Genomic DNA, 22,510 nt, shown 5'->3' with positions numbered 1-22,510 from the left:
CCAGGTCTCATGTGCCCCAGCCTGACACACCCTCCTGTCCCATTCGTATGTCCCCCCTTGGACACCTGGGGTGTGCGCCCCACGCGAGCCGCACCTACCCGGTGAGTCCCCACCCGACATCGTGGGTTCCAATATCACTCCGATTTTTCACATTTTGTCGCCCGTCGAGAAGGAATTGGCGCCCGGACGAAAACAACCGGAAGTGAAATCGCGCATCATTCCCCGGTTACCTGAGGGCCAGGGAGCAAGCAGCCGTACCCGGTCAGCGAGCCCCCAGGTCTTACGTCCGGAGGGCGCTCCGATGTGGATCGAGACCATCATCATGCCCCGGGAGGAGCGCGAGCCACGTCCGGCTCCGCCTCCCCGAGACAGGCGCGCCGCCCTCGTCGCAGCAGGCGAGGAGAGCCGTGCCTTGCGGGATGACGTGATGCGGTTCCTGAGCGCGAACCACCTGCTGGGCGCGGTGAAGTGGATGAGCGAGCCGGGCTTCCTGCCGCTCATCACCCTGCACTGCACGGAGCGCGCGCTGGAGAAGCTGCGAAGCGCCGCGGAGTTCGTCGTGGGACGCGCGTCACCGGTGGATGCCTACCCGCCGCTGACCTCTACGGAGCCGGAGCTCTCCTCGGAGCCGGTGCCCATGGCCGCGTCCGCCTTCGCGCGCTACTCCTGACGCCACGCGGGCAATTCCACCCCGGCCCCGTCCCGGGCATTCGCCGCCTCGGACTCCAGCAGAAAGGCCCCCAGCTCCAAGAGATGCTCGGCGATGCGGGCCGCGTCGTCGGTGGAGGTGATGAGCCCCCGGAGGGCCTCCTCCGCGGACTCCGCTTCCGCCACCCGCGACACCCACTCCGGGCCCCCCTCGTCCCCGGTGGCCGCGCACCAGTCCCGCGCGCCCTGGCGAAGCTGCTCCGCGTCCTCCGCCGTGAAGACGAGCACCGCCGTGTCGCCGTGCGCCGCGCACCGCGCATGCACCCGCCGCAGCGCACGCACGAGCAGCTGAGCCACGCCCCGGAGCGTGACGTCGTAGACGTGGCGCTCGGGCGCGTCCACCTCGCCCCGGATGCCCAGCACGACGTCGCCGAGCAGCAGCGTGTAGTGGAAGTCCTCCCGGCCCGTGCGAGCATCCTCGGTGAAGACGCTCAGCTCCCGGCCCCGCCCCGCCAGGCCCGTGGCCACGCGCATGGGCTGGAGGCCGCCCCGGCCCATGAGCTGCGCGTACGACGCGCGCCCCAGGACCTCGGTGGCGTCGACATCCAGCCGCCAGCCTCGCCAGCTCGCGCAGACGCCGGGCTCGAGCACCTCCGCCGCGGCGCCCCCCTCGCCGCGCGCGAAGTCCTCCAGCACCGTCAACATCTCCCGGGGGCCGCCGAGGACGCGAACGGTGCGAGCATCCAGCCGCCGGAACACGAGTGACGTCTCTTCCCGCGAGCCCCCAACACTGCGCCAGTCCCCATGCATCGGCTTCCCCCTCGAGCGGCTGCTCCAGGGAGTTGTCGTCCAAATCGGGACGGGCGTGGGATTAAACGGAGTTAAATCCGCGCCCCTCCGTCGCCGAAGTGCTCCTGGAAGGCGCGCAGGTTCGGCCCGTCCCCGCCCCGCTCGTACACGGCGAAGACCACGCGCGAGAAGGCGCCGTACAGCTGCGTCAGCGCGCTCGAGAAGGCCTGGGCCACCTCCGCCGGCTCGTTGCGGAAGACGCCGCAGCCCCACGCCCCCAGCACCAGGACCTCATGCCCCTGATGCGCGGCGACCTGGAGCACCTTCAAGGCGCGCGCCCGCAGCACCGCGTGGAGCTGACGTCGCTGACGCGGGTCCTCTCGCAGCACCACCCCCGCGTTGGGCCCGGGCGCGGTGAGCATCGAGAGGAGGAAGGGCCGCTCCAACAGCTCCAGCGAGTCGTCGCGGAAGAACGGCACGTCCGGCGAATAGATGAGGTGGTCCGTGTAGAGCGCCGAGCGCTCCTCGCGGTTGGCGTCGTAGTACTCGCGCTGCGTGAGCAGGCAGGGATAGAGCGCCGAGCAGCGCGCCAGGTCCTCCTCCTGCGCCTTGGCGCCGCCCAGGAAGCCGCCGCCCGGGTTCCTCGCGGAGGCGAAGTTGAGCGCCGCGACACGCGTCAGCCCCTCCTCCTCCACCAGCCTGCGCGCCGCCTGCCCCGTCTTCTCGCCCGTCACCTCGATGCGCGGCGCCGTGCCGGCCGCCAGCCCCCGAGGCGTCAGTCCCGAGAAGTCCTCGGGGCGGTAGAGCACCGTCCCCCGCACCGCTCGCTCCACCAGGTCGCCCACCTGGACCACCCGGCCCGAGGGCGCCTCGTACTGTCCTTGCTCCGTGATGCGCACCGTCTGGCGCGCAAGCTCCTTCAACGACATGACCCGCTGCCTTTCGATGCCAGCCCCGTGGTGAGCACGAAGCTTCGTGTCACACAAACACGAAGCTTCATCCTTCAACCTGACAAGGCGACGCGCGAAGGCCCCGGGCCCCGGAGCGGGAGGGGGCCCAAAGGCGCGGGGGCGCTACTCGCAGCCGATGCGCTGGGTGCTGCTCACCGCGACGTTGTCGATCCACGTCTCGGAGGCGGACGGCCCCTGCGGATGGACGAAGCCGTAGCCCACCATGAAGGTGTTGAACGAGCGCATGCCAATCTCGGTGAACTCGTGCGCCTTCGCGCCATCCACGTACACCGTGGTGGTGCCGTGCGTGCTGGACGCGGTGGGGCGGCGGACCTCCCACTCCAGACACACCCAGCGGCCGGTGGACATGCCCAGGTTGACCGGCGGCCCCTGGCGGTTCCAGCCCTGTCCGTTGCGCGCGGACCAGTCATCCAGCGCGAAGCCCGTGTCCTGGATGACCTGCAGCTCGAAGCCGCCGAAGTCATTGCCCGCGTCCGAGAAGAGGACGAAGAAGGTCCCCATCTGCCCGAAGTCTCCCGGCAGCGAGGTCATGAACACGTGTGCGCGCACGAACAACTGCGTGCTGAACGTGGGGCTCAACGAGCGGATCCACCGGGCGATGGCCTCGCCCTCGCCCTGCTTCTCGTCGATGCCGTCCTCCGTCACCACGTGCAGCGAGCGCGAGCCGGTATGTGGCTTCGTGCCATCCGCGGTGATGGTGGCGTGCGTCTTCTGCTCATCCCAGCTGCCCTGGCCGCTCTCGAACGTCTCACAGAACAGCGCATGGGACGGACACGACGCGGTGCCCGTGCCGCCATCACCGCCACCCGGCGTGCCGGAGTCGGGCGTACCGGAGTCGGGGGTGCCGGAGTCGGGAGTGCCGGAGTCTGGTGAACCGCCAGCGTCGGGCTTCTTGTCGTCGTCGGAGTCGCCGGAGCACGCCGGCATCGCACCCAACGCCAGGAGGGCGAGGGGCAGCAACAGAGTGGCTTTGAAGCGCATAGGGTCCTTCCAGGCCGGGGTGGACGCCGGCCATGTCTGCCTGATGGAGCGCACGCGAGGCCGCGGCTTGCTCGGGGGTCAGGGAGGCAGAGAACTACCACCGCGCGCGCCCCCCGGGCAGCGGGGCCCGGTGGACCCAGGAGCCCACGTCGTCACCCGAGCGACACCCGTCCGACCGACGAGGCAGGCCGTGGGAGCACCACGGAAACGGTGGCATCCCACCTCGGGAAGGTGCACAACTGCGCGCCGCGAATCCCACACGCGAGGTCTTGCACCATGAAGCTCTACTACACGAATGGCGCCTGTTCCCTGTCCCCGCACATCGTCCTGCGTGAGGCGGGCCTGAAGTTCGACGTCGAGAAGGTCGACCTGCGCTCCAAGAAGACGGAGACGGGCGCGGACTTCCTCGCGGTCAACCCCAAGGGCTATGTCCCCGCGCTCGTGCTCGACGACGGCAACGTGCTGACCGAGGGCCCCGCCATCGTCCAGTACATCGCGGACCAGGCGCCCCAGTCCAAGCTGGCCCCGGCCAACGGCACGCTGCCGCGCTACCAGCTCCAGGAGACGCTCAACTTCATCTCCACCGAGCTGCACAAGGCCTTCAGCCCCCTGTTCAACCCGGCGTTCCCCGAGGACGGCAAGGCCATCTACAAGGAGCGCATCGCGCAGCGCCTGAAGACGCTGGACGGCGTGCTGGCGAAGCAGTCGTTCCTGATGGGTGAGCAGTTCACCGTCGCGGATGCGTACCTGTTCACCGTGCTGAACTGGGCGGCGCCCATGAAGGTGGACCTGGAGCCGTTCCCGGCCGTGCGCGCCTTCCAGGCCCGCGTCGCCGAGCGTCCCCATGTGCAGGCGGCCCTGGTGGCCGAAGGCCTCAAGAAGTGAGCACGGCGTTCGTCAAGCTGCTCGTCACGGACCTGCCGCGCTCGCTCGCGTTCTACGAGGCGCTCGGCTTCGAGCGCACCCAGTCCGAGCCGCCCTTCGTCCGCCTCCAGTGGGCGGGCGCGGTGGACGTCTACCTCGTCGCCCCTCCGGCGCAGCTCCAGCTGGAAGGACGGCGGGGGCTGGGCGTGCTCGTGGGCATCCGTGTCGAGGGCCCCAGCGGACTGGACGAGCTGCTCCTGCGCGCCCAGGCCCAGGGGGCCCCGGTGGAAGGTCCCGCCGTGCAGCCCTGGCACACCCGGGAGGTCGTCGTCACCGACCCGGATGGCTACCGGCTCAACTTCATCGAGCCCGCTTGAGCCCCGCCGGGCTGGAGGGCTTCTTCGCGAGGCCCTCCAGCAGCAGCTCCACCATCAGCTCCGCCGCGCGCGGCAGCGGGCGCAGGTCCACCCACGGGTCCTCCTGGGTCTTGACCAGATGCAGGGCCACCAGCCCATGCACCCCGCCCCACACCACCTGGCTCACCAGCTCCACGTCCTGGTGCTCGGGCTTGAAGCAGCCCGCGTCCTTCGCCTCCTGCACCGTCTTGCGCAGGAAGGCATAGGCGTCCTGCTCCGGGTTGTCCTGCTCGAGGGACTCCTCCGACTTGGACCCCACCTCGGCGGGGAGGCGGTCCATGAAGAGCAGCCGGTAGGTGGTGGGGTGCTCGCGGGCGAAGTCGACGTACGCGCGCCCCATCTTCCTGAGCCGCTCCAGCGGGTCCTTCACCCGGGCGACCTTGTTGAGCACTTCCGCGAAGCGCAGGAAGTCGTGCGTGCACAGCTCCCGCACGAGCGCGGCCTTGTCCTTGAAGTGGACGTAGATGGCGGTGGGGCTGTACTCGATGCGCTCGGCGACCCGGCGCATGGTCATCGCCTCGTAGCCCTCCTGGCCATAGAGCTCGCGCGCCGCGTCCAGGATGCGCTGCCGCGTCGCCTGCTTCTCCCGCTCTCGCCGCTCCTTGATGCCCATGATGCCTCGCTCGTGCCGCTACACCGCGCCTCCGGGGGACAGGACGCTACCGCCGGACACGGCCGGCTCGCGAGCCTCGGCTTCGGGCTCCACCTCCGGGGCCAGCAGCTTGTACACCACGGGTGTCACCACGCGGGTGAGCACGGTGGAGGAAATCAACCCGCCGATGATGACCCACGCCAGGGGTGAGTAGAGGCTGCTGTTCTCCAGCGCCAGGGGCAACAGGCCGCCGAGCGCCGTGAGGGTGGTGAGCAGGATGGGCAAGAAGCGCGTCTCGCCCGCCTGCTCGATGGCCGCGTCCACCGACAGACCCCGGGCCCTCAGCTGGTTCGTGAAGTCCACCAGCAGGATGCTGTTCTTCACCTCGATGCCCACCAGCGCGATGAAGCCGATGGACGCGGTGAAGGACAGCGTGTTGCCGGTGAGCCACAGCGCGGCGATGCCGCCCACCAGGCCCAGCGGAATCACCGACGCCACGATGAGCGCGCCCCGGAACGTGCGGAACTCCAGCACCAGCACCGCCAGCACGCCGAACGCCGCGATGATGCCGGCGGCGGACACGCCGTCGAAGCTCTCCTGACGACTCTTCAGCTCTCCCGCCATCTCCAGGCGATAGCCCGCGGGCGGCTTCACCTCCGCGTCCAACCGGCGCACCGCCTCCTGGATGACGTTGTCGTTGATGAAGCCGGTGGCCACGCTCGCGGAGACGGTGACGGAGCGCTCGCCCTCGTGATGGGTGATGCGATTGGGGCCCGCCTCCAGTCGCACCCGCGTCACCTGTCCGAGCGGCACCTGGACGCCGGTGACGCTCGCCACGTGCAGCCGCTCCAGCGCGCCGAGCGCGGGCCACGCGCCCGACTCCAGGGGCAGCCGCACCAGGATGGGGTGGTCGTCGCCCTCCTCGTCCCGGAAGGAGCCCGCGGGCAGCCCCGCCAGCCCGAAGCGCACCGCGCGCGCCACCTCCGCCGCGGGCACGCCCAGCCGGCCCGCCTTCTCCCGGTCCACCTCCACCTGCAGGTCCGTGCGGCGCGTCTGCACCGGGTTCTTCACGTAGAGGGTGCCCGGGGTGCTCTCCAATACGCGCTGCGTCCGGTCCGCCAGCTCGCGCAGCGGCTCCAGCTCCGGCCCCACCAGCCGCACCGCCACCGGCGCCTCGATGGGCGGCCCCTGCTCGAACTCGCGCACCTCGATGCGCGCGCCCGGGTACGTGGACAGCTCCGCGCGCAGCAGGTCGAGCAGCGCGGGCGTCCGGCGCGCGTCATACGACTCCAGCTGCGCGAAGACCTCGCCCACGTTGGGGCGCTCGGGGCTGGGCTGCACGTTGTAGTAGACGGAGGGCTGCCCCCGGCCCGCGTTGGCGGACACGGAGCGGACCTCCGGACGGCGGCGCAGCACGTCCTCCACGAAGCGCACCGCGCGGTCGGTCTCCGTGAGGCTGGTGCCCTCGGGCGTCTCCACCTGGACGTAGAACATGGGCGCGCCGGCCTTGGGGAAGAGGCTGAAGCCCACCACAGGCACCAGCGCGAGGCTGCCCGCGAAGAGCCCCGCCGCCACCCCCAGCGTCAGCACGGGACGCGCCAGCGCGCGGTGCAGCACGGGCCGGTACACCCGCTCGATGCCGTGGTGGAGCCAGCGCAGCACCCGGTTGCCCTCCGGGTGCTCGTCCTTCGAGAGGACCAGGCTCGACAGCAGCGGAATCACGGTGAGCGACACCAGCAGCGACGCGAGGATGGTGAACACCACCGCCATGGGCAGGCCCCGGATGAACTGGCCGGAGGTGCCGGGCAGGAACACCAGCGGCACGAAGGCCAGCACCAGCGTGGCGGTGCAGCCGAGCACGGCCAGGCCAATCTGGGACGTCCCCTCGATGGCGGCCTGGACCCGGGTGCGCCCCATGCGCAGGAAGCGCGCGATGTTCTCCACCACCACGATGCTGTCATCCACCAGCAGGCCCAGCGCGATGACGAAGCCGACGATGGAGAGCTGGTTGAGCGTGAAGCCCGCGTGGTGCAGCGCGGCCAGCCCCAGGGCCAGGGACAATGGAATCGAGACCATCACGACGAGGCTCGCCCGGAAGCCCAGCGGCAGGAGCGTCACCAGCACCAGCGCCAACGCCAGCGCGAAGTCCACCGCGAAGCCGCCCAGCCGCCTCTTCACCTGGAGCGACTGGTCGAAGCCCGTCTCCAGGCGCATCCCCGACGGCAGCTCCTCCGCCCAGGCCCGGGCCACCTCCAGCACCGCGTCGCGCACCGCGAAGACGTTGCCTCCGTCCTTCTGCGTGACGCCCACGAAGGCCGCGCGCTCCCCGTTGTAGCGGCCCAGGTGCACGGCGTCCTGGTCGCGGAAGGACACCTCGGCCACGTCCGACACCCGGACCACGCCGGACGCGCCGCCGGCCACCACCGTGGCGCGCACCTGTTCGAGCGAGGTGAACTCGCTGCCTGTCTTCACGTTGAAGCGGCGCGTGCCCACGTCCACGCTGCCCGCGGGGATGTTGAGGTTGGCGCCCGTGAGCGCCTGGAGCACCTGGTCCAGGGACACGCCCACGCGCGCCAGGCGCTCGGGGTCCAGGGACACGCGCACCTCCTGCTTCGCCGCCGCGAAGACCTCCGCCTTCTTCACGCCCGCCACGCGCCCCAGCCGGTCCGAGAGGTCATCCGCGCGCCGCTCCAGCTCGCGCGCCGGGACGTGCGGCCCCACCAACGCCAGCTGCACCACGCTCACGTTCGACGCGCTGTGGCGGATGGCCTCCAGGCGCACCAGCCCCGACGGGAGCCTGGGCCGGGTGGCGGTGACCTGTCGCAGCACCTCCGCGTGCTTGTCGTCCACGTCGGAGGACGACTCGAATTCAATCTCCACCTGCGCCAGCCCGTCCTCCATCTGGCTGGACACCTCCTTCACGTCGTCGAGCTCCTCGAACGCGTCCTCCAGCGGGTCCACCACCAGCTGCTCGAGGTCCGAGGGGCTCGCGCCGGGGTAGACGGCGACGACTGTGAAGCTCGCCATCGGGAAGACGGGGTCTTCCGCGCGAGGAATGGAGAGCGCGCTGGAGACGCCCAGCGCCACCAACATGGCGAACACCACCAGGGTGAGCTGGGGATTCTTCACCGCCGCCGTGGACAGCCTCATCGCGCCTCCACCACCGCCACCGGCTGGCCCTCGCGCAGGAAGGACACTCCATCGGTGACGACCTGGGCGCCCGCCTCGACGCCCTCGGACAACGCCGCGCGGCCGGTTTCGGAGGAGAGGAACGCCACGCGCACCCGCCGCCGCGTCGCGCGCTGGCCGTCCTGGGCCAGGACGAAGACGCTGGCCGTGTCGCCGTCCCCCTCCAGCAGCGCCTCCACGGGGACGAAGCGCAGCGCCCGCCGCTCCGAGGGGAAGACGCGCGCCTTGGCGGAGAGCCCGGACAACAACCTCGGCGCGGCGTCCGACGGGGACATGAGCAGCTCCAGCTCCACCTCGGCCGTGCCGAGTCCCTGCGTGGCGGCGCTGGCGATCTCCCGCACCCGCGCCTGGAAGGTCCGCCCCGGATAGGCATCCAGGAACACCTCCGCGGAGTCCCCTTCCCTCACGCGCACCACGTCACGGTCCGCGAGCTCCACGCGGACGACCCAGCCGTCCTCCTCGCTGGCGAACAGGAAGAGCGCCTGTCCGGGCGCCACCACCTCGCCGGGCTCCACCATCCGCCGGAGGATGCGGCCGGCGGCGGGCGCGACGAGGCTCGTCTGACGCTGCTGGAAGGTGGCGACCTTCAGGCCCGCCTCCGCGACCTCGAACGCGGTGGTGGCGTCCTGGAGCTGCACGCGGGTGGCGACCTGGGCCTCGAACAGACTCCGGGCCCGCTCCAAGTCCCGCGCGGCCTTGTCCCGAGCCTCGCGCGCCTGCGCCACCTGCGGGCCCACCTCCGAGGGGTCCAGCGCCGCCAGCACCTGCCCGCGCGTCACCGCGCGGCCCTCCTCGACGGAGACCTGCCGGACGATGCCGCCCAGCTTGAAGGACAGCCGCGACTCCTGCTTCGCGGCCAGCGCGCCGCTGGCCCGCACGGGCTGGGCGACCTCCTCCTCCATCACCACCGCCGAGCGGACCCGCACCGGAGCCTCTTCACGGGAGGCGCGCTCCGACGCCGCGGTGGCGGGAGGAGAGCACCCCGCCACCGACTGCAGACCCAACAGGAGGACGGCGAAACCGCTCACCCACGCGGCGCACAGGCTCAACGACGGGGCACGCATCATGACGCGACTCCCGCCCGCACCGGCTCGGGCGGGCCAAGGCCCGGCCCTCTCGTGGGCGCGGGTTTACATCGGCCACTCACTTAACGTCGTTAACCCATCGAGACAAGTCGCCTGACAAAACTTCACAAACCCAGGGACACACGTTCCGAAACGGAGCCTGGTTGCACGGCGCCGCTCGCCCACTCGCCAGGGTGGTGCCGGGCGGCTCGCCCCACACCCAGGCATGACGCGGCCGGCGCGGCCATTCCCCCACCGCCTCCAGCGAGGTGTACGGTGTCCCGTCCGGCGCCCGTGGCGCCGTGCGCCTCCGCACCATGTCTTCCCGCATCGCCACGCTCCTCGACCACGTCCGCGCGCACGCCGAGAACCGGCCCGGCGTCTACCGGATGCTGGGCCCGTCGAGCGAGGTGCTGTACGTGGGCAAGTCGGTGCGCGTGCGCTCGCGGCTGCTCTCCTACTTCCGCGCGGAGCCGGGCGAGAAGGCCGCGGACATCATCGGCCACGCTCACCACGTCGAGTGGGAGCACACGCCCAGCGAGTTCGCCGCGCTCTTGCGCGAGCTGCGCCTCATCAAGCAGCACCGCCCCCTCTACAACGTGGAGCACAAGCGGGACCGGGGACACTGCTTCCTGCACCTCACGAAGGAGGCCGTCCCGCGCCTGCACGTGGTGGGGCGCGTCAACGGCGCCAGCGGCGACTACTACGGCCCCTTCCACGGCCCGGGCGCGGTGTCCGAGGTGGTCCGCGCGGTGAACGACCTGCTCGAGCTGCGCGACTGCGCGGCGGACACGCCGATGCGGCTGGCGGACCAGGGGCAGCTCTTCCCGGTGAAGCTGGAGCCCTTGTGCATGCGCGGTCAGCTCTCGCGGTGCCTGTCTCCCTGCGCCGCGGGCTGCACGCATGCGGAGTACCACGCGCGCGTCACCCAGGCCCGGGCCTTCCTGGAGGGGACGTCCGACGCGCCGCTCGTGCTGCTGCGCGAGCGCATGGCGCTGGCCGCGCGCCGCCTCCAGTTCGAGTACGCCGCGGAGCTGAGGGACCGCGCGGAGCGGCTCGAGGCGCTGCGCGGGTGGATGGTCTCCCTGGGACGGACGATGAAGCGCCTGTCCTTCGTGTACACCGTGCCCGGCTACGCCGGAGAGGACCGCGTCTACATCCTGCGACGAGGCAGCGTGCGCGATGAGCGCCCCGCGCCCCGCACACCCCAGGAACACGAAGCGCTCGCCGCGCGCGCGCGGGAGGTGTTCGAGCGCCCCGAGCCCGAGACGCTCGGCCTCAAGGCCCACGAGGCGCAGGAGGTGATGCTCATCGCGCGCTGGTTCCACCTGCACCCCGAGGAGCTGGAGCACGGCGCCGCGCCTGGGGCCTGAGCACCGCCCATCGCGCCACGTCGGTTCGTATGCCCCCGTAGGACTCCACCCGCGGGATGGTGAGCACCGCCATCCCGGGTGTGGCGTTCACACGTCACGAGCGCGCGTCAGTCCCAGCGGCTATGACTGCGCCACTCCACACCCCTTGGGGGACTCATGAAGGCCCGACTCTCGATTGCCACCCTCGTGGCCGGCTTGCTGGTGTCGTCCACCGCCTCGGCGGCCATCACCGTGCGCTACTCCAACCGCGACTCGCGCGACTACACGTGGAGCGCGGTGTGCAGCGGCGTGAAGACCCACGTGTCCTTCGGCAAGAACCAGACGGCCTCCCTCACCATCCCGGGCTCCGGCCCCTGCACCATCCAGACGGACAAGGGCAAGGTCGTCCTCAAGGGCGGCGAGGACCTGGACATCAAGGACGGCGGCATCGTCGTGAAGTAGCCAGGCCTGTCTCGGAGGCCCAGGCCCCATAGCCTTTAGCTTAAATATCCGCATATTTACCCCCTAGAACCCACAATTAATCCCTGTGGAATTGAAATCAGCGGCCGCCCTACCCATACTGCATCGCGTCAGTCCTTGCTGGGGAGGCGCGATGAAGAAGTGGTTGGCAGTGGCCCTGCTGGTGGGTGTGGGCGTGGCGGGCATGCTGGTGACGCCGGCGGCGCAGACCCGGCAAGGGGGGCCCATCAACCCGGCGGACACGGCGTGGATCCTCACCGCCACGGCGCTGGTGCTGCTGATGACGCCGGGGTTGTCGTTCTTCTACGGCGGCATGGTGCGGCTGAAGAACGTCGTGTCCACGCTCCTGCAGAGCTACATCGCGATGGCGGTCATCAGCCTGCTCTGGGTGGTGGTGGGCTTCAGCCTCTGCTTCGGTGACAGCTTCCACGGCCTCATCGGCGACCCGCGCACCTTCTTCATGTTCAGCGGCGTGGGGGGCGAGACGCATCCGGACCTGGCGCCCACCATCCCCCTGCTGCTGTTCGCGCTGTTCCAGCTCAAGTTCGCCATCATCACCCCGGCGCTCATCACCGGCGCCTTCGCGGAGCGGGTGCGCTTCAAGGCGTACGTGCTCTTCATGGTGCTCTTCACGCTCTTCATCTACGCGCCGCTGGCGCACTGGACGTGGCACCCGGAGGGCTTCCTGCGCACGTGGGGGGTGCTGGACTTCGCGGGCGGCACGGTGGTGCACATGTCCGCGGGCTTCGCGGCGCTGGCGGGCGCGCTGGTGCTGGGCCGCCGGCACACGCACCTGGAGAACGCCGCGCACACGCCGGCCAACCTGCCCTTCGTGATGCTGGGCACGGGCATGCTGTGGTTCGGCTGGTTCGGCTTCAACGCGGGCTCGGCGCTGTCGGCCTCGTCGCTCGCCACGCTGGCCTTCGCCACCACCAACACGGCGTCCGCGGCGGCGATGCTTGGGTGGATTGCGTTCGATTGGCTGCGCGGCCGGAAGCCCAGCGCCCTGGGCGCGTGCGTGGGCGCGGTGGTGGGCCTGGTGGCGGTGACGCCCGCGGCGGGCTTCATCACCGTGGGCCAAAGCATCATGGTGGGCCTGGTCTCCAGTTTCGTGAGCAACTGGGCGGTGCACTTCAAGAACCGCACCTCGCTCGATGACACGCTGGACGTCTTCCCCTGCCACGGGCTGGGCGGCGTGGTGGGCATGGTGCTCACGGGCGTGCTGGCCAAGGACGTGGGCCTGGTGCACGGCGAGACGACGACGTTCCTCAAGCACCTGGCCGCGCTGGTGCTGGTGTCCGTCTTCTCCTTCGTCGGCTCGTACGTGCTCTACAAGCTGGTGGACCGCATCGTCCCTCTGCGGGTCCCCCGTGAGCACGAGGAGCTGGGCCTGGACCTGAGCCAGCACGGCGAGACGATGGGCGAGTCCACCGGGTTCGCCGCGCCGCAGGCCACGCCCGCGAGCACGCCGGCTGTCGTGGAGCCCTCGGCGGCGGCGCCCCGGGACACGACGCAGCCGCTGCCCGCCTGACGGGCTCCCACCGGGGACCGGGCCCTCGCGCCCGGTGCCCGACGGGACTGTTGACCACCGGCTGCGCCAACGCGCGGGTGTCCACCGCCGACCACGCATCCGTACGCTGTCCGACGCTCCCCTCGCCCGCCTCGCGATGGGCCAAAGCGCGGCTCCTAGTCTCCCCGCCGTTCGCGCGCGCCCTTCGTGGGTCGGGAGCCGCGCCAGTCCCGGGGGGACACCATGCGCCGAGGTATCGCGGTCCACGCCGCTCGAGTGCTGCTGCTCGTGGGACTCATCACGAGCCCCTCGGGCGCGAGCGCCTCCGGCCCGCCGACGCGAGAGGAGTACTTCCGCTTCGTCCCGCTCTCCTACCCGCGCATCGTCCGCCAGACGAGCGCGAGCCAGGCGCTCGCGCTCTACGGCGACCCGGCGGACCCCGGCTATCGCGACGAGGCGCCGCGCGACGGCATCGACGACGAGCGCTTCCGGGTGCTGCAAGCTCTGGCGGTGCGCTTCGCGCCCATCCTGGTGAAGAACACGTACACCTTCCCCATGGACCACAAGGTGTTCCGGGACCTGCCGGGGGGCCTCCTGCTGAGCCTGGACACGTGGGACCTCGCCAAGCCCGGCTCGGTGCTGATGCGCAGCGACTCCATCAACTTCTCCACGCTCGGCCACCCGTGTCCCGAGGACGGCGCGCCGGAGAGCCTGTTGAGGACCGAGTCGTCCGGCCGCGACGCGCGCGACGACTGCCGCCTCATCGCGCTCCTGAAGGAGTTCCACCCGGACCACCCCACCATCCCCCGCCTGCGCCAGGACGCGGTGGCCGCCGAGCAGGCGCCCTTCACCGTCATGTACCTGGACTTCCCCGGGTATGACCCGGACACGTGGCACGAGGCCTACGCGAGCCCGCAGCCGGGACAGATGGCACGGCGCTACCTGGGCACGGAGAAGGTCTACGCCCACCCGTTCCTCGCGGAGGTCCGCGACGCGGAGCGCGGCCTGCTCGGCTACGAGCTGTTCATCCAGTACTGGTTCTTCTACCCATTCAACGCGGGCGGCAACAACCACGAGGGCGACTGGGAGCACGTGAGCGCCGTCGTCACGCCGCTGTCCGCCGTGGAGCGCGTGCTCACCGCGGAGGAGCTGCAGCGCATCCTCTCGGGAGGCTGGCCGGCCGACGGCGCGGACCCGCTGGTGCTCAAGCGCACCGAGTACTTCTTCCACCACAACGCGATGGTCTTCGACTTCGCCCGGCCCAACGCGTACCTGCCCCGCAAGCGCTGGGAGGAGCTGATGGAGCTGCGCGGCGAGGACCGGCCCGGCGAGAAGAAGCTGCTGGCGCGGGTGCGCAGCTACGTCTGGGCGGACGAGGCGGAGACGCGCATCAACACGCACCCCATCGGCTACATCGGCGCGGACTCGAAGGGCCTGGAGCAGCTGCTCGCCTCGCCCGGCCCGCATGCGCGCGAGTCTCACGCCACCTATCCCTTGCCCGGCGTGTTCAAGGGCGTGGGGCCCGCGGGCTCCACGGAGGCGGTGCCCAAGCGCTTCGACCACCAGGAGTACCTCGGCGACCCGAAGCGGCCGCTCCCCGAGGGCGTGGTGCGCTACGACATGGCCGAGCGCATCGACCTGGTGCCCGACTGGGAGCGCGTCTACGACCTGGCCATCGAGGACCCGTCCGTCCGCCGCGAGTGGTCCTGGCTCATCCTCCCGCTGCGCTGGGGCTACCCGTCCGCGAAGTCGCCGCTGGCGGGAATCATCTCGCACTCGGACATGGGCAACCTGTCCATCACCGGCCCGGCCTTCAGCGAGGGCTGGAACCGGCCCGCGCCCAACGCGGGCTTCATCGGCTACGCGCCCGGAGAGCTGCCCTGGTTCTTCCCGCTCGACGTGCAGGACAACTTCTCCAACAACCTGGGCTTCCTCAACGGGCCGGTGGCCGTGCTCATCAGCCTGCCGCCGTTCGACTTCGTCTACCGCGTGCTGGGGTTGCCCGTGCGCGCGGTGGTGGAGAAGCACGAGCCCGTCTACACGCCCCAGGCGAAGCTGCCCCGGCGACGCGCGAGCGTGGAGGCCGGCGTCAGCGTGGGCCTGCTCGACAAGGACTTCGCGGGCCTGCTCCTCAATGACCGCCAGCTCGCCGAGTGGGCCCCGCAGCTGCTCGCCCTGGACCCGAGCATCGAGAACGCCTCGTCCGACTTCATCCAGCCGGTGGTGGACACGGCCGTGTCCGCCACGCTGAAGGTGAGCTTCTATCTGGGCGACCGCTTCACGTCGGAGAACACGCTGCTGCACTCGCGCAGCACGGTGGGACTCGACGTCCCGCTGGCGGACCGGCAGACCCTCTTCCAGCTGCGCTCCAAGCTGAACATGTGGGAGTACGCGGGCAGCATCCGCTACAACATCCTGCCCGGCGGCTTCCAGCCGTACGTCAAGCTGGGCTACGGGTTGACGTGGTACCGGCTCGAGGACGGCGCCATCAACGGCGAGCGGATGGCCAACCCCAACTCCTATTGGGTCCGCCTGCCCGGCTTCTTCCGCAACCTGTGGCCCAACACGTTCCACCTGGGCGCGGGCCTGGACATCATCCTGGTGCGAGGCTTCTTCCCCGGGCTGCGAGGCCTGGACGGTGGCATCCGCGCGGGCTACGTGCTGTCGCGCCACGAGCTGGGCATCCGGGACCTCGCGCCCCCCGTCGCGCTCGCAGGCCCCCTGAACGAGCCCGTGCACGTGCTGCGCAACACCTTCGAGCTGCTCGGCACGCTGAGCTTCTGAGCGCCGCGCGCGACTAGGGGAGCTCGGCCTCCGCATCGGAACGCGTGGAGGTGTCCTCGGTGTTCCGCCCGAGGCCCAGCGTGATTCCGACGATGAGGGTGGCGTGGAAGACGTGCAGTCGCTGCGTCTCGCTCGGAGGGGGCAGCCCCGTCAGCGCCAGCAACTCCGAGAAGCGCTGCGTGGACTGACGGCCCCACCCCAGGTCGGTGCCCACGGTGACGCGCGTGGTGCGCACGGGGAAATGCAGGCCAGTGGCCACGTGGTACAGGTCACTGGTCGCAAGCAGCGTGCTGGTGTTGGGCAGCTTGATGGCGGCGCTGAAGTCGGTGTGGACGCTCAGGAAGATGCGCAGCCGGTCCCCCACGCGGTGCTCGACGCCCAGCGCCGTGTTCACCACCGGCTCGGAGCCGTAGAAGATGTCGCTGTCGAGCACACGCTCCGGTCCCTCCACGGGGATGGGGTCGCTGTCGAGCAGGCGGAACACCGGCACGCGCGCGAACACCTCCACCGCCGCGTGCAGCGTGGTGCCGCCGAGCAGGACGTTGCCGCCCAGGCCCACCGACAGCGGGCTCTGGAAGCGCGCGCGGACGCTCGACTGGAAGTCGGAGATGCGCGCGGGTCCCTGGATGGGGAGCCCCTGCTGGCTCAGCGCGCGCTCCAGCCCCACCTCGCCCTTGCCCAACAGGCCCAGCCCTGGCGTCGTCACCGTCAGGCCCAGGGCCCAGCGCTCACGCTGGTAGCACACGCCCACCTTGGCGAGCAGGCGCAGGTGCTGGACGCGATAGTCGCGGTTCACCGCGGCGAGCACGGAGCCACCGTCCGCGCCGCTGCCCTGGGAGATGGCCAGGAAGTCCCCATGCTGCTGACGCCCGGCGAGGAACGGGGTGATTCCCACGCCCAGCGTCTTGCTCAACGGATAGGCCCAGCTCACGCCGGCCCACAGCTCCTTCACGCCGTGCTCCAGCCGCACGTCGGAGGACAGCTGCTCCAGCCCCTGGACGCCCAGCAGGTTGCTCCCGGAGAAGTCGTCACGACGCGTGAGCAGCGTCTCGAAGCCCTGGCGCGTCAGCAGCGCGTAGCCCATGCGCGCGCGGCCCAGCCACTTGAAGCGCAGGGGGCCCGCGATGAAGGCGGGCAGCGCGTCGAAGCGCGACGTCGTCAAATCACGGCCGGGCCCCAGGCCGTTGACCAGTGCCAGGCGCGAGTACTCGAAGACGTTCCCCGTCAGCTCCAGCTCCAGGTTGCTGACGAGCACCAGCGCGCCGGGGTTGTAATAGACGGCGCTGATGTCCGCGGGGTCACCCAGCAGCGCGCCGCCGAGCAGCCACGCGCGGTTGCCGAACTGCCGCGTCCAGTAGTGCGCGTCCTGCGCCCACACAGGGCTCGCGAGGAGGAAGGCGATGAGCAGCCATCCCCCACGCCATCGCGTCTTCATCCGAGCAAGCCCCGAGGTCCGCTCCCGCGAAGGGGAGACACGGCCCGCGAGCATGCGGTCCACGTGGGCCCGGGCCCATGGCCCCCGGGTCCCACGCACCTGTCATCCAGCGGGGCTCAGCCCTTCTTCGCGGCGGCGCGGCCCTTGCGCGCACCGCCCCCACGCGCCGACGTGGCCGCGGGCGCGGGGCCGGTCGTGGGAGAGGTCGGCTCCTCGCCCTCCGCCGCCTTCACGCGGCGCTTGAGTCGGCGAGGAGGCAAGAGGTCCGGCTCTCCCGGCACCTTCTGCGCGAGGAAGATGGCGGCATCCAGCTTGTAGAACGTCCTCGCCCGGTACCACGCCAGCGCGGACTCGTTGTTCTCCGCCACCTCCAACACCAGGTGCGTGCAGCCCCGCGTGCGCGCCAGGTGCTGGAGTTGATCCAACATGAAGCTGCCCACGCCGCGGCCCTGGTAGTCCGGGTGCACCGCGAGCTCCTCCACGAAGAGCGGCCGCATGCCGCGCTTCTCGAACCAGCGCGGGTTCACCCAGTTGTCGTCGCCGGTGGCCTCGAAGGCGCACTCGGAGTAGCCGACAATCTCGCCGTCCACCTCGTAGAGGAGCTGTTCGATCCACTCGGAGGTGTAGACCTCCATGAAGCGGCGCTTGGAGCGGGGACGCTGGTACTCCACCGTCTCGCGATTGACGTCGCGGAAGACGAGCTTCAGGAACTCCCAGGTCCGGTTGAGGTCACGGCGGTGGATGCGGCGGACCCGGACCTCAAGCGACTGCTGGGGCGCGACTTTCGTCATACAGGCTGCTTCCTTAGCAGGCTGGCGGAAAGCCACCAGTGCTTCTCATGGGCCGAGAGGCCCTCCGTCCGGAATCACGCCCCGGGAGGGTTGCCTCGCGGTGGGGTGGGAGGATGGAATGGGGTGGAAACTCCCCATTGAATCCCGTGCGAGCCACAACCCCATGAACCGACCGTCCGACGGTGACCTGTCCATCGATACGGTCCTGCGCAACACCTACAAGGTCGTCTCCATCCTCGGACGCGGCGGAATGGGCTCGGTGTACCTGGCCCAACACCTGCGACTGCCCGGCAAGCAGGTCGCGGTGAAGGTGCTGCGCGGCGGAGACCACCTGACGCCGGAGATCTTCGCGCGCTTCCGCCGCGAGGCCGAAATCGCCTCCCGGCTGGGCCACCCCAACATCGTCGAGGTGCTCGACTACGACACGCTGGAGGACGACACCCCGTTCCTGGTGTTGGAGTACCTGCGCGGCGAGAGCCTCCAGGCCCGACTGGAGCGGGGGCGGCTGCCGTTGTCGGACGTCTACTCGTTCACGCGGCAGATGGGCTCGGCGCTCCAGGCCGCGCACGGCGCGGGCATCGTCCACCGCGACCTGAAGCCCGCCAACGTCTTCCTGGTCCCCACCGACTCGGGCGGCGTGGTGGGCGAGCGGCTCAAGCTGCTCGACTTCGGCATCTCCAAGGTCCTCGACTCCGGCACGGTGCAGACCCAGGAGGCGATGCTCATCGGCACCCCGCAGTACATGTCGCCGGAGCAGGCCCAGGGCCGCAACAGTGAGATCGACGCGCGCACGGACATCTTCGCGCTGGGCGCCATCGTCTACGAGATGATGACGGGCACGCCCGCCTTCGGCGCGGGGGGCATCGCGCAGATGATCTTCCGCGTCGTCTACGAGCCGCCCCCGCCGCTCGCTCCGCTGTGTCCGGAGGCCCCGCCCCACGCCATCGCCGCGGTGGACAAGGCCCTGGCCAAGCGCGCCCAGGACCGCTTCCAGGACGTCGCGTCCTTCGTGGAGGCGCTCACCGGCAGCCCGCTGCACACGCTCTCCTCCGCCACCGGCTCCCACGCCGCGCTGCCGCGTCCCTCCGGCACGCCCTCCGGCGTCGCGCTGCCCTCGGAGGGGCCGCCGTCGCTGTCCAACACCCTGCCGCCGGGCAGCCTCCAGAAGGGCCCCGATACGGGCCGCCTCGCCTTCGACGACACCCTGGCCCCGGGCTCCTCGGGCAACCAGGGCGTGGTGCAGCCCGTGCGCGGCTTCGCGTCCGGCGGCACCGGACAGATGGGCGTCGCCCAGGCGCAGGCCGGCTTCGCCAGCGGCGGCACCGGGCAGATGGGCGTCGCCCAGGCGCAGGCTCCCGCTGGAGGCTTCGCGGCGGGCGGCACCGGACAGATGGGCGTCGCCCAGGCGCAGGCTCCCTCTGGAGGCTTCGCGGCGGGTGGCACCGGACAGATGGGCGTCGCCCAGGCGCAGGCCGCCACGCCCAAGGTCCCGCTGATGGACCCGCCGGGCCTGGACCCCACGCTCATCTCCCAGCAGGCCCCGTCGCTCCCTCCGCCCGTCGCGGGTCAGAGCCTGGTCGCCCCCGCGCCGGTGCCCTCCGCCGTGGCCCCGAGCACTGCGAGCCAGCCCGCGAAGAGTCGCGCGCCCCTGGCCGCCATCGCCGTGGCGGCGCTCGTCGTCGTCATCGCGGGCGGCTGGTGGGTGACCCGCCCCAAGGACGGCCCTCAGCCCACGCCGCCCGTCGCCACGGGCACGCAGGCCGTCACGCCGACGGCGAACACCGGCGCGCAGGGCACCACCCCGACGTCCCCGAACACGGGCACGCAGGGCACCACCCCGACACCTCCGCCCAACACCGGCACGCTAGCCCAGGGCACCGACACGCCCACCGGGACGACTCCCGTGCCGACGGGCACCACCCCGACGCCGGTGGACCCGCCTCCGGACGACCCCACGGGGGTGGCGACGAAGAACCCGCCCCCCTCCACACGTCCTTCCACCCGACCCGAGACTCCCGAAAAGCTGTCGGACGAGCTTCGCCAGCTTTTGGCGGACGCGGAGCGTGCTTTAAACGGGGGAGACACCGCGGAGGCCATCCGTCTGGCTCGGAGCAGCCAGCGGCGGGAACCCAAGGTCATCCCACTGGCGTCCTACTCGCTGCTCACCCGGGCCTTCTGCCGTCAGGGAGACCTCAGCAACGCCAAGGCCCAGTGGCCGAAGGTCTCCCGGGCGGAGCAGGCCCGGGTCCGGAAGTTCTGCAAGCAGCACGACATCGAGCTCTGACACACGGCGCCGTCCAGGAGACGGCCCCTTGATTCCCGAGGTGAATTTCTTGAGAAACCTGGTCGCGGTATTCGTCACCACGCTCGTGCTGGGGTCCACCGCCAGCCTCGCGGCGTCCCCCGTGGAGGCCGGCAAGGTGTTCGTCGGCCCCGAGGGCGAGGAGGTCGCCGTCGTTCCCCTCGCCCCGCGCTCCAACAAGAAGTACCTGCTGCGCGTGCAGGGCACCGGCTCCGAGATTGACGGCAAGGTGCTGCCGTTCGACCTGAACGACAGCAGCTCCATGAGCAGCGAGCAGCACAGCTACAAGACCCAGTGGCGCGGCCGTGGCTACACGGTGCTGTACATGCGCAACTCCAAGTACGAGCTCTACGTCCCGGGCCGCTCCAAGGAGATTCGCGTCACCTTCGACGAGAAGCGCAGCAAGGCGCTCGACGCCGAGGACGTCTATGACCTGCACCAGAAGCAGAAGAAGGACGGCACCGTCGCGAAGCTGATGGCGTTCGACCGCAAGGGGGAGATCGCCAAGCAGGAGAAGGACTACGTCACCCACGTGCAGGACGCGAACACCGCGTGCGGCACGTCGCTCTCCGCCGCCATCGACTGGACGTCCATCAACGACGAGCAGCTCAAGGAGCTGAGCATCAGCAGCTACTGTGAGGCGCCGCTCGCGTCGCTCAAGCAGCTGTGCACCGTCTCCAACGTCGCGAAGCAGACCGTCAAGGAGAAGCTCAAGCAGGTCAGCTGCCGCTTCGGCGATGCCCTGGAGCCGAAGGTGGAGGGCGACAAGCTCATCTGGACCACCTCCCGCGACGCGTCGAATCAGCAGGAATTCGCCACGAAGTTCTTCAAGACGAACCTTTAGTCCATGAGATTTGAGATGAACTTCCAGCGTATCGCCGCCGTGGCGGTGTCCTTCGCCTGTAGCGCGTCCCTGGCCTCCGAGAGCATCCAGCCCCCCTGGGGCAAGGAGGAGAACCTGGGCCAGAAGATGGTCATGGAGTCCACCGCCGTCTGCACCGACGGCAAGGGCCACTACGTCGTCGTCACCCCCGAGGAGGAGCGCGGCGGAGACCAGCTCTTCTACGGCGACGGCAAGCAGTTCGTGCAGGTCCCGTCCATGCCCTGGACCTCTGGCACCAGCTTCGTGGACCCGCGCTTCTTCAACAAGTCCGCCAACCCGAACTTCCGCGGCCAGGACTGGCGCGTGGTGTCGGAGGTGGAGTTCGACCGCAAGGAGAAGAAGTGCACCATGCGGTGTGGTGAGAAGAACATCCCGCTCACCGTGGTGGAGACGGCCCAGGGCGCGGACATCCTGCGCAAGGCCAGCTACGCCCCCAACCCGCAGGAGTTCGCCCCGTACGCGCTCCTGCGCGACACCAAGGGCAACTACTACTTCGTCGACAAGGGCATCAAGACGCCGGAGCAGAAGAACTACCGCGTCTTCATCGGTCCTCGCGGCGGCCTGAAGGCGCAGAAGATGACCAACGTCATCGCCGACTCCGAGGGCGAGATCTTCTCCACCAAGAAGGGCGACCTCCGCCTGGTGTTGGACAAGGCGAAGAGCTCGGTGTGGATCGAGAACAAGAAGAAGTCGCTCGAGCTGCGCCAGGTGCCCGTCGAGGAGAACCTGCCGCTCATCTACAACGACCTGGGTGTGTACGAGGGCATCCGCCTGGGCACGCCCTGCGACGACCAGTAGTCGTGCCTTCGGGGCCTGGACTCGTTCGGAGCCCAGGCCCCGGCAGCACCTCGGGTCGAGCGGCGGACATCCCGCCATCCCCGAGGAACCGTGGCGCCCCACGTGACGCGTCGTTAGGTTGCCGGCCCCGAACAGGAGGCCGCCCATGCGTCCGGATGAGATTCGATTCCTTCAGCAGTCCATCGAGGCCGCGCGTCGCGCGAGCAGCCGGGGTGACCAGCCGTTCGGAGCGGTGCTGGTGGATGCCCAGGGCCAGGTGCTGCTCGAGGGTGAGAACACCGTGGTGACGCAGCGCGACTGCACGGGGCACGCGGAGTCGAACCTGATGCGGGACGCGACGAAGCGCTTCACGCCGGAGGTGCTCGCGGGCTGCACGATGTACGCGAGCACGGAGCCATGCGCGATGTGCGCGGGCGCCATCTTCTGGGGCGGCGTGCGGCGGGTGGTGTTCTCGCTGTCGTCGGCGGAGTTCGCGCAGCTGGTGGGCACGGCCCGGGGAGGGCTGGCCATGTCGTGCCGCGAGGTGTTCGAGCGCGGCAGCAGCCCCACGCAGGTGGAGGGTCCCATCCCCCTGCAGGAGGCTCGCGACGTGCACACGGCCTTCTGGCGCTGAGCGGGGGGCGCTTGCGTGGCTCGTGGGGTTTGCGCGAGCCTCACGCCA

19 protein-coding genes are annotated in these 22,510 nt (G+C 70.4%); 11 read left to right on the top strand and 8 right to left on the bottom strand.

Annotation, left to right across the window (positions count from 1 at the left end):
• Positions 1 to 301 precede the first annotated feature (301 nt).
• Entirely contained in the window at positions 302 to 670 is a 369-nt protein-coding gene (locus K8625_RS00930) for a hypothetical protein (protein ID WP_223748348.1), read from the top strand.
• Here K8625_RS00930 and K8625_RS00925 read toward each other — a convergent pair.
• From K8625_RS00925 to K8625_RS00915, 3 genes are all read right to left on the bottom strand, one after another.
• Complete coding sequence (locus tag K8625_RS00925) at positions 661 to 1,407, bottom strand: hypothetical protein (RefSeq protein WP_223781583.1); 747 nt, start codon at positions 1,405 to 1,407, stop codon at positions 661 to 663. The two genes, K8625_RS00930 and K8625_RS00925, sit on opposite strands and share 10 nt — an antisense overlap.
• Before the next feature lie 122 nt (positions 1,408 to 1,529).
• On the bottom strand, positions 1,530 to 2,366 hold the full coding sequence (locus tag K8625_RS00920) for a TIGR02452 family protein (RefSeq protein ID WP_223781582.1): 837 nt from the start codon (positions 2,364 to 2,366) through the stop codon (positions 1,530 to 1,532).
• Positions 2,367 to 2,510: 144 nt separating this feature from the next.
• A complete protein-coding gene (locus K8625_RS00915; RefSeq protein WP_223748345.1) occupies positions 2,511 to 3,389 on the bottom strand; it encodes a hypothetical protein in 879 nt (292 codons plus the stop codon).
• A gap of 276 nt (positions 3,390 to 3,665) precedes the next feature.
• Between K8625_RS00915 and gstA the strand changes: the two genes are divergently transcribed.
• Both gstA and K8625_RS00905 read left to right on the top strand, forming a co-directional pair.
• Positions 3,666 to 4,274, top strand: a complete 609-nt coding sequence (gene gstA / locus K8625_RS00910; protein ID WP_223781581.1) for a glutathione transferase GstA — start codon at positions 3,666 to 3,668, stop codon at positions 4,272 to 4,274.
• Positions 4,271 to 4,630 (top strand): VOC family protein, encoded by a 360-nt coding sequence (locus K8625_RS00905; RefSeq protein WP_046715961.1) that lies wholly within the window; start codon positions 4,271 to 4,273, stop codon positions 4,628 to 4,630. The genes gstA and K8625_RS00905 overlap by 4 nt, the downstream gene beginning before the upstream one ends.
• Here K8625_RS00905 and K8625_RS00900 read toward each other — a convergent pair.
• The 3 genes from K8625_RS00900 to K8625_RS00890 are packed head-to-tail and all read right to left on the bottom strand — an operon-like array spanning position 4,614 to position 9,517.
• Positions 4,614 to 5,282, bottom strand: coding sequence for a TetR/AcrR family transcriptional regulator (locus K8625_RS00900; protein WP_223748343.1), 669 nt, complete (start codon positions 5,280 to 5,282; stop codon positions 4,614 to 4,616). The genes K8625_RS00905 and K8625_RS00900 overlap by 17 nt on opposite strands.
• 18 nt (positions 5,283 to 5,300) lie before the next feature.
• Positions 5,301 to 8,411: an efflux RND transporter permease subunit gene (locus tag K8625_RS00895; protein WP_223781580.1), complete on the bottom strand. Its 3,111-nt coding sequence runs from the start codon at positions 8,409 to 8,411 to the stop codon at positions 5,301 to 5,303.
• A complete protein-coding gene (locus K8625_RS00890; protein WP_223781579.1) occupies positions 8,408 to 9,517 on the bottom strand; it encodes an efflux RND transporter periplasmic adaptor subunit in 1,110 nt (369 codons plus the stop codon). The genes K8625_RS00895 and K8625_RS00890 overlap by 4 nt, the downstream gene beginning before the upstream one ends.
• A gap of 314 nt (positions 9,518 to 9,831) precedes the next feature.
• Here K8625_RS00890 and K8625_RS00885 point away from each other — a divergent pair, with 314 nt between their 5' ends.
• The 4 genes from K8625_RS00885 (at position 9,832) to K8625_RS00870 (ending at position 15,640) form a co-directional block, all read left to right on the top strand.
• Positions 9,832 to 10,887, top strand: coding sequence for a GIY-YIG nuclease family protein (locus K8625_RS00885; protein ID WP_223748340.1), 1,056 nt, complete (start codon positions 9,832 to 9,834; stop codon positions 10,885 to 10,887).
• A 156-nt stretch (positions 10,888 to 11,043) separates the two neighbouring features.
• A complete protein-coding gene (locus K8625_RS00880; RefSeq protein ID WP_223781578.1) occupies positions 11,044 to 11,328 on the top strand; it encodes a hypothetical protein in 285 nt (94 codons plus the stop codon).
• Between the two features lie 151 nt (positions 11,329 to 11,479).
• Positions 11,480 to 12,877, top strand: a complete 1,398-nt coding sequence (locus tag K8625_RS00875; protein WP_223781577.1) for an ammonium transporter — start codon at positions 11,480 to 11,482, stop codon at positions 12,875 to 12,877.
• Positions 12,878 to 13,099: 222 nt separating this feature from the next.
• Complete coding sequence (locus K8625_RS00870; RefSeq protein ID WP_223781576.1) at positions 13,100 to 15,640, top strand: hypothetical protein; 2,541 nt, start codon at positions 13,100 to 13,102, stop codon at positions 15,638 to 15,640.
• Between the two features lie 13 nt (positions 15,641 to 15,653).
• Here the strand turns inward: K8625_RS00870 and K8625_RS00865 are convergent, their stop codons facing one another.
• Both K8625_RS00865 and K8625_RS00860 read right to left on the bottom strand, forming a co-directional pair.
• Positions 15,654 to 17,075 carry a hypothetical protein gene (locus K8625_RS00865; RefSeq protein WP_223781575.1) on the bottom strand — a complete coding sequence of 474 codons (1,422 nt, stop codon included), beginning with the start codon at positions 17,073 to 17,075 and terminating at the stop codon, positions 15,654 to 15,656.
• A 116-nt stretch (positions 17,076 to 17,191) separates the two neighbouring features.
• Complete coding sequence (locus K8625_RS00860) at positions 17,192 to 17,866, bottom strand: GNAT family N-acetyltransferase (protein WP_223748335.1); 675 nt, start codon at positions 17,864 to 17,866, stop codon at positions 17,192 to 17,194.
• Positions 17,867 to 18,029: 163 nt separating this feature from the next.
• Between K8625_RS00860 and K8625_RS00855 the strand changes: the two genes are divergently transcribed.
• The 4 genes from K8625_RS00855 to K8625_RS00840 all read left to right on the top strand — a co-directional run bounded on the left by K8625_RS00855 (position 18,030) and on the right by K8625_RS00840 (position 22,462).
• On the top strand, positions 18,030 to 20,150 hold the full coding sequence (locus K8625_RS00855; RefSeq protein ID WP_223781574.1) for a serine/threonine-protein kinase: 2,121 nt from the start codon (positions 18,030 to 18,032) through the stop codon (positions 20,148 to 20,150).
• Between the two features lie 40 nt (positions 20,151 to 20,190).
• A complete protein-coding gene (locus K8625_RS00850) occupies positions 20,191 to 21,012 on the top strand; it encodes a hypothetical protein (RefSeq protein ID WP_223781573.1) in 822 nt (273 codons plus the stop codon).
• 15 nt (positions 21,013 to 21,027) lie between these two features.
• Positions 21,028 to 21,849, top strand: a complete 822-nt coding sequence (locus tag K8625_RS00845; protein ID WP_223748332.1) for a hypothetical protein — start codon at positions 21,028 to 21,030, stop codon at positions 21,847 to 21,849.
• 145 nt (positions 21,850 to 21,994) lie between these two features.
• Positions 21,995 to 22,462: a nucleoside deaminase gene (locus tag K8625_RS00840; protein ID WP_141328066.1), complete on the top strand. Its 468-nt coding sequence runs from the start codon at positions 21,995 to 21,997 to the stop codon at positions 22,460 to 22,462.
• The last annotated feature ends 48 nt before the right edge of the window (positions 22,463 to 22,510 follow it).

This window comes from Myxococcus sp. AS-1-15, from assembly GCF_020037055.1.
Classification (GTDB): Bacteria; Myxococcota; Myxococcia; order Myxococcales; family Myxococcaceae; genus Myxococcus; species Myxococcus fulvus.
The sequence above is the reverse complement of the archived record's forward strand: the minus strand, read 5'-3'. Positions and strand labels throughout refer to the sequence as shown.

Coding starts and splice junctions, on each gene's coding strand:
- K8625_RS00930 (WP_223748348.1), top strand. CDS start 302: ATGTGGATCGAGACCATCATCATGCCCCGGGAGGAGCGCGAGCCACGT.
- K8625_RS00920 (WP_223781582.1), bottom strand. CDS start 2,366: ATGTCGTTGAAGGAGCTTGCGCGCCAGACGGTGCGCATCACGGAGCAA.
- K8625_RS00915 (WP_223748345.1), bottom strand. CDS start 3,389: ATGCGCTTCAAAGCCACTCTGTTGCTGCCCCTCGCCCTCCTGGCGTTG.
- gstA (WP_223781581.1), top strand. CDS start 3,666: ATGAAGCTCTACTACACGAATGGCGCCTGTTCCCTGTCCCCGCACATC.
- K8625_RS00900 (WP_223748343.1), bottom strand. CDS start 5,282: ATGGGCATCAAGGAGCGGCGAGAGCGGGAGAAGCAGGCGACGCGGCAG.
- K8625_RS00895 (WP_223781580.1), bottom strand. CDS start 8,411: ATGAGGCTGTCCACGGCGGCGGTGAAGAATCCCCAGCTCACCCTGGTG.
- K8625_RS00890 (WP_223781579.1), bottom strand. CDS start 9,517: ATGATGCGTGCCCCGTCGTTGAGCCTGTGCGCCGCGTGGGTGAGCGGT.
- K8625_RS00885 (WP_223748340.1), top strand. CDS start 9,832: ATGTCTTCCCGCATCGCCACGCTCCTCGACCACGTCCGCGCGCACGCC.
- K8625_RS00880 (WP_223781578.1), top strand. CDS start 11,044: ATGAAGGCCCGACTCTCGATTGCCACCCTCGTGGCCGGCTTGCTGGTG.
- K8625_RS00875 (WP_223781577.1), top strand. CDS start 11,480: ATGAAGAAGTGGTTGGCAGTGGCCCTGCTGGTGGGTGTGGGCGTGGCG.
- K8625_RS00870 (WP_223781576.1), top strand. CDS start 13,100: ATGCGCCGAGGTATCGCGGTCCACGCCGCTCGAGTGCTGCTGCTCGTG.
- K8625_RS00865 (WP_223781575.1), bottom strand. CDS start 17,075: ATGAAGACGCGATGGCGTGGGGGATGGCTGCTCATCGCCTTCCTCCTC.
- K8625_RS00860 (WP_223748335.1), bottom strand. CDS start 17,866: ATGACGAAAGTCGCGCCCCAGCAGTCGCTTGAGGTCCGGGTCCGCCGC.
- K8625_RS00855 (WP_223781574.1), top strand. CDS start 18,030: ATGAACCGACCGTCCGACGGTGACCTGTCCATCGATACGGTCCTGCGC.
- K8625_RS00845 (WP_223748332.1), top strand. CDS start 21,028: ATGAACTTCCAGCGTATCGCCGCCGTGGCGGTGTCCTTCGCCTGTAGC.
- K8625_RS00840 (WP_141328066.1), top strand. CDS start 21,995: ATGCGTCCGGATGAGATTCGATTCCTTCAGCAGTCCATCGAGGCCGCG.